Below are 7,376 nucleotides of genomic sequence, written 5' to 3' on the forward strand. Positions count from 1 at the left end.
CTTCGAGGCCGTGGCCGACATGTCGGTCGTGCTGGAGGCGCGCGATCTGCGCAAGCACTATGCCGTCAAGCGCGGCGCCTTCAAGCCGATGGCCACGGTGAAGGCGCTGGACGGCGTGTCCTTCCGCCTGCAGGCCGGCAAGACGCTGGCGGTGGTCGGCGAGTCGGGCTGCGGCAAGTCGACGCTGGCCCGCTCCGTCACCATGATCGAGCCGCCGAGTTCGGGCGAGCTGCTCTATGACGGCCGCGAGGTCGTCGGCCGCAACGCGGCGGAGATGAAGGAACTGCGCCGCACGGTGCAGATGGTCTTCCAGAACCCCTACGGCTCGCTGAACCCGCGCAAGACGGTCGGCTCCATCCTGACCGAGCCGCTGGTCATCAACACCGACATGGACAAGCACGAGCGGCGCGACCGCGCGGTGGCCATGATGGGGAAGGTGGGCCTGCGTCCCGATCAGGTCGACCGCTACCCGCATATGTTCTCCGGCGGCCAGCGCCAGCGCATCGCCATCGCCCGCGCCCTGATGCTGAACCCGCGTGTCGTGGTGGCGGACGAGCCGGTGTCGGCGCTCGACGTGTCGATCCAGGCGCAGGTGCTGAACCTGATGATGGATCTGCAGGAGGAGCTGAACCTCGCCTACCTGTTCATCTCCCATGATCTCAGCGTCGTGCGCCACATCGCCGATTCGCTGATGGTGATGTATCTGGGCAAGCCGGTGGAGCATGGCGCCAAGGACGTGGTCTTCACCCGGCCGCGCCACCCCTACACCCGCATCCTGCTGGCGGCGACGCCGCGGGTGAACCCGGACCTGCGCATGGACCGGGTGGTGCCGAAGGGCGAACTGCCCTCGCCGCTGAACCCGCCGCCGGGCTGTGCGTTCCACAAGCGCTGCCCCTTCGCCACCGACCGCTGCGCCGCGGAGGTTCCGCCGCTCCGCCCGGTCGACGAACGGCTGGTGGCCTGCCATTACGCCGAAGAGATGAACTGAGCGGCCCCTCAGCTGTTTGAAGGGCGGCTGTTTGAAGGGCGACTGTTCGGAAGGCGGCTGTTGAGTGCGGCGGCCGTCTTCTTTACGGTGGGCCCGATTCGTTCCTCAGCCGTCCTATCAGGGAGAGTGCCGCCATGCCGTCGTTCGACATCGTGTCCGAGACGGACGTCCACGAGATCGACAATGCTCTCGCCGGTGTCCGCCGCGAGATCGAAACCCGGTTCGACTTCAAGGGCTCGAAATGCACCGTCGAGCGGACCGAGAACGAGATCGTCCTGCTGGCCGACGACGCGCCGAAGCTGGCGCAGATGCAGGAACTGCTGCGCGTCTACGTGACCCGGCGCAAGCTCGACGCCGCGGCGCTCGACTTCACCGCCCAGCCGCAGCGCGCCGCGGGCGATGCGCTGCGCCACACCGTGACGATCAAGCAGGGAATCGCGCAGGATCTGGCGAAGACCATCGTCAAAGGGATCAAGGACAGCAAGATGAAGGTCCAGGTCTCGATCCAGGGCGACGAACTGCGGGTGACGGGCAAGAAGCGCGACGACCTGCAGGACGCCATCGCCCTGGTCAAGCGGCTGGGCATCGAGCAGCCGCTGCAGTACCAGAATTTTCGCGATTGACCGCCCTCCGGACCGGCAAGGCTTGCCGGCCGCTGGGAAACTTCTGCCGGGCGGCTGGGTAATTTTTGCCGGTCAAATCGTCGCAGGGGCGGGTGGGGCCCTTGCGATCCGCCAGTTGTGTTGATGGCGTGATTTTTGCGTGTGTCCCTGCGGTTCGCCACTAACCGCAGGGAATCGTCCCATGTCGATGATGGCCAACAGCGAGGCCACGCAAGCCATGCGGATCCGGGCGGAAGACGTCCTGGAGCGCAAAGGGGCGTCCGCGTCCCGGCAGGCGGGTGCGCTGGCCGGCCAGTTCGCGGCGATGCTGGAAACCCTGAACGGGGTGGGGGAGGGTGGAACCTCCGGCGCCGACGGCACCGGAGTGGTGCCGAACGCCCAGCCTTCCGTTCGTCTCGGCGTCGGCGCCGTTACCCTGTTTGCCCAGGAAACTGGGCAGGGCGATTCCGCCATGGACCCTGCCGCGGCGGTGCCAGACCCGCAGGACCCGGCGACCGCGATGCAGGTGGTGGAAAGCGCCATCCAGGCCGGCGACGGAACGAACTTCCGCTGGCTGACCACCCTGATGACGCAGAACTCCGCGGCGTAGCCTTCCTGAATATTCCGCTCAGAACCCCCGACCGAATTCGGCCCAGGACTGCGGGACGTCCGCCGATTCCGGCTTGCGCTTGCCGCCGCCGCGACGGGTGCGGAAGCCGGCGAACAGGTCCGACATCGCGATGTGCGGCAGCGCCTCGCCAAAAGTGAAGCCGGCGGGAGCGATGCCGGCGGGCACCAGGGCGGCGGGACCGGCGAACAGGCGGCTCAGAATGCTCGACATCATGTGATTTCCCCTTGCTGCGGCACCGTCCGCCGGCGCCGTCGACCATGAGCGGATCATGCGCCCGGCCCTGCGCCGCAACAAGATATTATGTATACCAGATACCGTATTTCAAATATGTGTGCGCCGCATGGCTCGACCTAGACAGTTTTGTTCGTGAGGCAAGCAATACGCGCATGCCAGCAATCGCGAAAAAGCGAGCCGTTTCAACGCATTCCACGATGTGGGAAAGAATAACGCATTCGGTATCCGGTATTTGGAATACGGATTGTTGAGGCGCACTGTCATCTCCGAACGGCGCATGATGCGGTGCGATACGGATGGACCGCCGCACTCCGGAAATCCTGCGCTCCCACGCTCAACGGGACTTTGGGGCATGACCACAGAGACGACCGAAGACCGCGGTCTTCTGACAAACAAATGGTTCCAGCTCAGCGTCGGCCTGCTGTGCATGGCGATGATCGCCAACCTGCAATATGGCTGGACGCTGTTCGTCGATCCCATCGACGCCAAGCATGGCTGGGGACGTGCAGCCATCCAGATCGCCTTTTCCATCTTCGTCTTCACCGAAACCTGGCTGGTCCCGGTCGAAGGCTGGTTCGTCGACCGTTACGGCCCGCAGGCGGTGGTGCTGGTCGGCAGCCTGCTGGTCGGCGGCTCCTGGGTGATCGACAGCCAGGCCTCCTCGCTGCCGATGCTCTACACCGCGGCGGTGGTCTCCGGCATCGGCGCCGGCTGCGTCTATGGCACCTGCGTCGGCAATGCGCTGAAGTGGTTCCCGCAGCAGCGCGGGCTGGCCGCCGGCATCACCGCCGCCGGCTTCGGCGCCGGTGCCGGCGCCACGGTCATTCCGATTGCCAACATGATCGCCAACCAGGGCTACGAGCATGCCTTCCTGGTCTTCGGCATCGGGCAGGGCGTGGTGATCTTCGTGCTGTCCTTCTTCCTGCGCAAGGCGCCGAAGTCGAACGCGGCGGCGCGCAAGACCGGCCCGGCCCAGACCAAGATCGACCATCAGCCGGCCCGCGTCATCCGCACGCCGGTCTTCTGGCTGCTCTATGTGATGTTCGTGATGGTGGCGTCCGGCGGCCTGATGGCCGCGGCCCAGATCGCGCCGATCGCCCATGACTTCCATGTCGCCGATTCGCCGATCAACATGTTCGGCTTCATCCTGCCCGCCCTGACGCTGGCGATTTCGCTGGACCGCGTGCTGGACGGCGCCGGGCGTCCCTTCTTCGGCTGGGTATCCGACCGCATCGGCCGCGAGAACACCATGTTCATCGCCTTCGGCACCGCCGCCATCGCCATCGTCCTGGTGACGCAGCTGGGCCGCAACCCGGTGGCCTTCGTGATCTTCACCGCGATGTTCTTCTGCGTGTTCGGCGAGATCTACAGCCTGTTCCCGGCCACCGCCGGCGACACTTTCGGCTCGAAGTTCGCGACGACCAACGCCGGCATGCTCTACACCGCCAAGGGCACGGCGGCGCTGCTGGTCCCGCTCAGCAGCATCATCGCCGGCCATTTCGGCTGGCAGGCCGTGTTCTACATCGCCGCCAGCTTCAATCTGGTGGCGGCGATCCTGGCGATGTTCGTCCTGAAGCCGCTGCGCGCCAGCTTCATCCAGGCCGACGATTACGGATTGCAGCCGGCCGCCGTCACGGCGGAACGCTGACGGCAGGCATCCGTCAAAGGCCCAGCTTCGCCCAGGCCGCCCAATCGTCCAACGACTTGCGGGCGGCCGCCACCAGGGCATCGGCGAAGGCCTCATGCGCCCCGGCCTCCAGTGCCGGGGCGCTGCCGTTTCCGGTCCGCAGCCCCAGCCGCCGCAGCATCCCGCGCTCCTGCTGCACCACGCGCAGCCGCACCTTCTCGCCGAATCGGCCGCGCATCACCGAGCGCAGGTCGCCCAGCCCGTCGACCAGCCCGAGAGCCAGCGCCTTGCGCCCGGCCCAGAAGGCGCCGGAGAACAGTTCCTCCTCCGATCCGGTCAGCCGCGCGCCGCGCCGCGTGCGCACCATCGCCTTGAACGCCTCGTGCACGTCGGCCTGCAGCGCCTTCAGATGGGCGACGCCGTCCTCGCGCTCGGGCGAGAAGGGATCGAGCAGCACCTTCTTGTCGCCGGCGGTGTAGAGCCGGCGCTCGATGCCGTGGCGCTCGATCAGCGCATGCAGGCCGAAGCCCGACGACACCACTCCGATCGAGCCGACGATGGAGCTTTCGTCCGCCCAGATTTCGTCGGCCGCACAGGCCAGCCAATAACCGCCCGACGCCGCCGCATCCTCGCAAAAGGCGAAGACCGGCACCTTCTTCTCCTCCGCCAGATCGCGGATTCGCTTGGCGATCAGCGCCGACTGCACCGGCGACCCGCCGGGTGAGTTGATGATCAGCGCCACCGCCTTCTGGTTCTTCGGCGCGAAGGCGCGTTCCAGCAGCGGGGCGACGCCGTCCAGCGACAGGCCGGAGCGGAAGGGTCCGGCCTGGCCGATGACGCCGGACAGGCGGACGACGGACACCAGCGGCCCGGCCTTGCGCCAGGGGCCGAAGGGGAGTTTGGCGAGGAGGGAATGCAGGCTCATGCCGGCAGAGATGGGATTGAAGTCTCCCGATTGAAAGGCTCCGTTCCCGCTAAATCGTGAGCGGTTCGGCGTCGCGTAGCACCCGCTCCGCCGCCGGGCTGTAGCCGCCTTCTGCGTTGTGCACGGTCAGGCCGGCGGTCAGCCGGGCGGGCGCCTTGCCGCCCTTGCGGGCGACCAGCAGCAGCCGCTTGGCCTCCACCCCCGGCTTGGGCCACAGCGGCACCAGGACGAGGCTGCCGAACCGGCCGCGCAGCGCGTGCAGGATGTCGTCGATCCGGTCGGCGCGGTGGACAATCGTCAGCGTGCCGCGCGGCTTCAGCATGCGGTCGGCGAAGCGCACCCAGTCGCCCAGCCCTGCCGCACCTTCCACATTCGCCGCGGCCTTCCAGTCGTCGGGCGGGACACTGGCGGCACCGGCCTTCAGGTAGGGCGGATTCATCATTACACGATCGAATCCGAAGGTCCCGAGAGCCTCGGGTGGGGCCATCAGGTCGCCCTGGACCACCGTCACCCGCTCCGCGACGTCGCTGAGCGCGGCATTGCGGCGGGCGAAGTCGCAGGCGTCGGCCCGCTGTTCCAGCCCGACCACCGCCACGCCCGGCACCCGGACGGCGAGGCACAGTGCCGCAGCCCCGGTGCCGGTTCCGACATCCAGCACCCGCTCGCCGGCGGCGGCGGCGGTGACGGCGGCGAGGAAGACCGGATCGATGGCGGCGCGATAGCCGCCGTCCGGCTGGTGCAGCTTCACCCGGCCGTTCAGCAGGAAATCTACGGGCGTTTCCAGGCTTCGTTCTGGAAGTGGAACGATATAGCCGCTCACGCTTCGCCGGCCTCGCTCAGGATGCGGACGGCCTGTGCGGCGTCCTCCGTGCCGACCATCAGCCGCCGGGGAATGGCGCCGATGGAGCCTTCCAGGATGCTGGTGTAGCTGTCCAGCACGATGGCCTCGATGCCCGCATCGGCCAGCAGGGCGACCAGCCAGGACAGGCGGACGGGGTCGGTGGTGCGCAGCAGTTCGGTCATGGCGTCTCGGAAGAACGGGCGTCTCGAAAGAACGGTCCCCTGCGGACTTGACCGAACAGGCTAGGCCGTTATGCTCCCTAGCGCAAATTCTGGCGTCAATCACCCGTGGAGTCGACCTTGGCGGTCGTGACCAACTTCGAGCCGAAACGGCGCAAGTCTACCCCGCTCGACGACCTGACCGCTTTGGTGGCCGAGGACCTCAGCGCCGTCAACCAGATCATCCTCGACCGCATGCAGTCGCAGGTCGAGATGATTCCGCAGCTGGCGGGCTATCTGATCGCGGCCGGCGGCAAGCGCCTGCGCCCGGTGCTGACGCTCGCCGCCGCCAACATGTGCGGCTATCAGGGGGAGCATCACCGGCTGCTGGCCGCGGTGGTGGAGTTCATCCACAGCGCCACCCTGCTGCACGACGACGTGGTCGATGAAAGCGACCTGCGCCGCGGCATGGCCTCGGCCAACGCGGTGTTCGGCAACAAGGCCAGCGTGCTGGTCGGCGATTTCCTGTTCTCCCGCGCTTTCGAGATGATGGTGGAGGTGCAGTCGCTCGACGTGCTGCGCATCCTGTCCGGCGCCTCGGCCATCATCGCCGAGGGCGAGGTGCTGCAGCTGCGCACCACCAACGACACCGAGACCAGCGAGCAGGCCTATCTCGAGGTCATCAAGGGCAAGACGGCCGAGCTGTTCGCCGCCGCCTGCCGCGTCGGCGCCGTCGTCGCCAACCGCCCGCAGGCGGAAGAGTTGGCGCTCTACGATTACGGCATGAATCTCGGCATCGCCTTCCAGCTGGTCGACGACGTTCTGGATTACTCGGCCCTGCAGGCGAAGCTGGGCAAGACGGTCGGCGACGATTTCCGCGAGGGCAAGATCACCCTGCCGGTCGTGCTGGCCTTCCGCCGCGGCAACGACGAGGAACGCGCCTTCTGGCGCCGGGTGATGGAGGAGCTGGACCAGAAGGACGGCGACCTGGAGCGTGCCCAGGCGCTGATGGCCCGCCACAACGCCCTGAAGGACACGGTGGAACGGGCGCGCCATTACGGCTCCATCGCCCGCGACAGCCTTGGCCTGTTCGCCGACGGGCCGATCAAGCAGGCCCTGCTGGAAGTCATTGATTTCGTGATCGATCGCGATTTCTGACGGCTTTTCCGCCGGGCCGGGAGGGGGGCGGATCTTTTTGGGCGATGACGCATTTTTTGCGTTGCGCGCCGGAGCACGAGCGTTTATACACCCCCTCCACCGGCGGACGACACCGCCCGCCGGTGCCATGATCGGAGAGTAGCTCAGCCTGGTAGAGCACTGCTTTCGGGAGGCAGGGGCCGGAGGTTCGAATCCTCTCTCTCCGACCACAA

9 protein-coding genes and 1 tRNA gene are annotated in these 7,376 nt (G+C 67.2%); 6 read left to right on the forward strand and 4 right to left on the reverse strand.

Going from position 1 to position 7,376, the window contains the following annotated elements:
* Positions 1–19: 19 nt before the first annotated feature.
* From TSO5_RS20825 to TSO5_RS20835, 3 genes are all read left to right on the forward strand, one after another.
* Positions 20–988 (forward strand): peptide ABC transporter ATP-binding protein, encoded by a 969-nt coding sequence (locus TSO5_RS20825; RefSeq protein ID WP_109153364.1) that lies wholly within the window; start codon positions 20–22, stop codon positions 986–988.
* Positions 989–1,122: 134 nt separating this feature from the next.
* Positions 1,123–1,611: a YajQ family cyclic di-GMP-binding protein gene (locus TSO5_RS20830; protein ID WP_109153354.1), complete on the forward strand. Its 489-nt coding sequence runs from the start codon at positions 1,123–1,125 to the stop codon at positions 1,609–1,611.
* A 181-nt stretch (positions 1,612–1,792) separates the two neighbouring features.
* Positions 1,793–2,200, forward strand: coding sequence for a hypothetical protein (locus TSO5_RS20835; RefSeq protein WP_109153355.1), 408 nt, complete (start codon positions 1,793–1,795; stop codon positions 2,198–2,200).
* An 18-nt stretch (positions 2,201–2,218) separates the two neighbouring features.
* Here the strand turns inward: TSO5_RS20835 and TSO5_RS20840 are convergent, their stop codons facing one another.
* Positions 2,219–2,434, reverse strand: coding sequence for a hypothetical protein (locus tag TSO5_RS20840; protein ID WP_109153356.1), 216 nt, complete (start codon positions 2,432–2,434; stop codon positions 2,219–2,221).
* 373 nt (positions 2,435–2,807) lie between these two features.
* On the opposite strand from TSO5_RS20840, the gene oxlT reads away from it, so the two are divergent.
* On the forward strand, positions 2,808–4,103 hold the full coding sequence (gene oxlT / locus TSO5_RS20845) for an oxalate/formate MFS antiporter (RefSeq protein WP_109153357.1): 1,296 nt from the start codon (positions 2,808–2,810) through the stop codon (positions 4,101–4,103).
* A 13-nt stretch (positions 4,104–4,116) separates the two neighbouring features.
* Here oxlT and TSO5_RS20850 read toward each other — a convergent pair whose 3' ends face one another.
* From TSO5_RS20850 to TSO5_RS20860, 3 genes are read right to left on the reverse strand one after another with little or no spacing between them, the layout of a single operon-like run.
* Complete coding sequence (locus TSO5_RS20850; RefSeq protein WP_109153358.1) at positions 4,117–5,007, reverse strand: S49 family peptidase; 891 nt, start codon at positions 5,005–5,007, stop codon at positions 4,117–4,119.
* A 49-nt stretch (positions 5,008–5,056) separates the two neighbouring features.
* Positions 5,057–5,827 (reverse strand): methyltransferase, encoded by a 771-nt coding sequence (locus tag TSO5_RS20855; protein ID WP_109153359.1) that lies wholly within the window; start codon positions 5,825–5,827, stop codon positions 5,057–5,059.
* The gene (locus TSO5_RS20860; protein ID WP_109153360.1) at positions 5,824–6,030 is read right to left on the reverse strand and encodes a DUF2007 domain-containing protein; all 207 of its coding nucleotides are present in this window, start codon (positions 6,028–6,030) and stop codon (positions 5,824–5,826) included. The genes TSO5_RS20855 and TSO5_RS20860 overlap by 4 nt, the downstream gene beginning before the upstream one ends.
* 117 nt (positions 6,031–6,147) lie before the next feature.
* On the opposite strand from TSO5_RS20860, the gene TSO5_RS20865 reads away from it, so the two are divergent.
* Positions 6,148–7,164: a polyprenyl synthetase family protein gene (locus tag TSO5_RS20865; protein ID WP_109153361.1), complete on the forward strand. Its 1,017-nt coding sequence runs from the start codon at positions 6,148–6,150 to the stop codon at positions 7,162–7,164.
* A gap of 132 nt (positions 7,165–7,296) precedes the next feature.
* Positions 7,297–7,373: transfer RNA gene (locus tag TSO5_RS20870), tRNA-Pro, on the forward strand.
* Positions 7,374–7,376: the final 3 nt, after the last annotated feature.

The sequence above is a fragment of the Azospirillum sp. TSO5 genome, from assembly GCF_003116065.1.
GTDB lineage: Bacteria > Pseudomonadota > Alphaproteobacteria > Azospirillales > Azospirillaceae > Azospirillum.

Excerpts from the sequence above, each read along its gene's own strand:
- TSO5_RS20825 (WP_109153364.1), top strand. The coding sequence starts at position 20 with ATGTCGGTCGTGCTGGAGGCGCGCGATCTGCGCAAGCACTATGCCGTC.
- TSO5_RS20830 (WP_109153354.1), top strand. The coding sequence starts at position 1,123 with ATGCCGTCGTTCGACATCGTGTCCGAGACGGACGTCCACGAGATCGAC.
- TSO5_RS20835 (WP_109153355.1), top strand. The coding sequence starts at position 1,793 with ATGTCGATGATGGCCAACAGCGAGGCCACGCAAGCCATGCGGATCCGG.
- TSO5_RS20840 (WP_109153356.1), bottom strand. The coding sequence starts at position 2,434 with ATGATGTCGAGCATTCTGAGCCGCCTGTTCGCCGGTCCCGCCGCCCTG.
- oxlT (WP_109153357.1), top strand. The coding sequence starts at position 2,808 with ATGACCACAGAGACGACCGAAGACCGCGGTCTTCTGACAAACAAATGG.
- TSO5_RS20850 (WP_109153358.1), bottom strand. The coding sequence starts at position 5,007 with ATGAGCCTGCATTCCCTCCTCGCCAAACTCCCCTTCGGCCCCTGGCGC.
- TSO5_RS20860 (WP_109153360.1), bottom strand. The coding sequence starts at position 6,030 with ATGACCGAACTGCTGCGCACCACCGACCCCGTCCGCCTGTCCTGGCTG.